The 1704-nt window shown below is 49.1% G+C and carries 2 protein-coding genes; both read right to left on the bottom strand.

Annotation, left to right across the window (positions count from 1 at the left end; translation table 11 throughout):
• The coding region (locus tag A1D16_RS12995) for an amidohydrolase/deacetylase family metallohydrolase (RefSeq protein WP_290710130.1) at window positions 1-945 on the bottom strand (945 nt) is incomplete at its 3' end.
• Window positions 942-1704: aminotransferase class V-fold PLP-dependent enzyme (locus A1D16_RS12990; protein WP_290710128.1), on the bottom strand; the 763-nt coding region annotated here is incomplete at its 5' end. The genes A1D16_RS12990 and A1D16_RS12995, both read right to left, overlap by 4 nt.

Genomic DNA, 1704 nt, shown 5'->3' with positions numbered 1-1704 from the left:
CATACTACCTACATGTATATCGGTAGAAATTGTGCTTGGAAAAAAACCTTCCCGCGCGGCCGGTATTGCCTGTGAGTATGCGAAGCTGATGCCGCCATAGCCCACATCAAATACAATTCCTCTTTTACGTGCTTCCCAAACAAAGGGCTTAACTTTTTTGGTAGTGGTATCCACTATAAATTCCCGACCGCGCAACTGTCCGAAACAGTGCGTAAAAATATCTCCCGGGCGCAGGTGTTCCAGGAACAAGGACCGGATTGATAATACCGGTTCGGCTCCGCCAAAATCAATCATCACCGGCAAACCGCCGGCCAGGTTGCCGGCTTTTACAGCATTGTCTACCGGTGTCCAGTCGGGCCGGTTGTAATGCGCCACTTTAAAGCCGATGATATGTTCTTTATTAGCCAATGCCACCCTGGCTGCTTCTTCGGGAATCATATCGGTTGTATCCGATTCATAGTGTCCGCCCCGCATGCCATGCCCTACAATATTCAGGAAGGCAAGCACCCTGGTTTGCGACAGTTGGATGGTCTGTTTCTTATAGATATCAAAATTCCGCCAACCCGGGCAACCCGCATCCACTACTGTTGTAACCCCGGTGCGGAATGTAAATCCATCGGGTGACAGTGCGCTGGGCGCATTCATATAAGCCTGGTCGGCATGCGTACCCCAGAAATTATGGGTATGCATATCTATGAGCCCGGGTGTAACATAGAGCCCTCTGGCATCTACCACCTGCACGGCGGTTTCTGTAATATTCTTAGCCAGTTTAACAATTTTGCCTTTGTCGATGGCAATATCCAGGACGGCATCAATACCGTTTTTCGGATCAATTACATGGCCTCCTTTGATCAGGATTGCATAGGTCTGCGCCTGCAGCCCAATTCCCGCCAAAAGCCCTGCCACCAGCAACAACAGGCGGCTGCCGGTCAATAATTTTTTCATGCCAGCAGTTTTTGAAGTTCTTCTTTAAGTCGGCGTGCCACGATCTTATCTTCTCCGGGCTTCAGCATCCAGGCCGTAACATTTACGCCATTTTTACCGCCACCTACTTCAATAGAGGGCGACCCCATCCTGAGTTTTTCCTGCAGATCCTTTCCTTCGGCCGGTTTCCCGGAATTCTCCCAGTTAATAGACAGATTCGGGGTAATATTCCCCCCCGTTGGCACCCATATTTTTGTTTCCACTCCTTTCACTGATTTTACCGCTGTTTCGATCAATGCAATACTTTTCTCCCATTCTTTCCATTCTTTATCATGATCGCGGGCTATATACTGCTCCAAGGCCACATACATACCAAGGATCTCCTCCTTGTTCACCTTCATCCCCCTGCCTATATTAAACCCGCGGGGGGGCATATGCAAACGGGCAGCCTGGATGATTGCTTTACGCCCCATGAGCAAACCTGCACTCTGCGGACCACGAATGGCTTTGCCTCCCGAAATCTGTACCATATCAAAGCCCATATCATGGAACTTCCACAAATTCGAAACCGGTGGCACATCTGCAGCAATATCAATACTGGTAGGGATGCCGTGTTTCTTCCCAAGCGCCACCCACTCCTCCTGTGATATTTTTCCGCCCGAGGCAATATTGAGGAAATGCATCAGGGCCGTTTTTTCGTTGATGGCTTTCTCCAACTCTTCCACCGTTTCAATGGGCACAATTTTACAGCCGGTATTTATAAAGGCATGATTGTATACT

The sequence above is a fragment of the Flavihumibacter sp. CACIAM 22H1 genome, assembly GCF_001601815.1.
In the GTDB taxonomy this organism is placed as follows: domain Bacteria; phylum Bacteroidota; class Bacteroidia; order Chitinophagales; family Chitinophagaceae; genus Flavihumibacter.
Note: the sequence above shows the minus strand (reverse complement) of the source record. Positions and strands in the feature narration are given on the sequence as shown.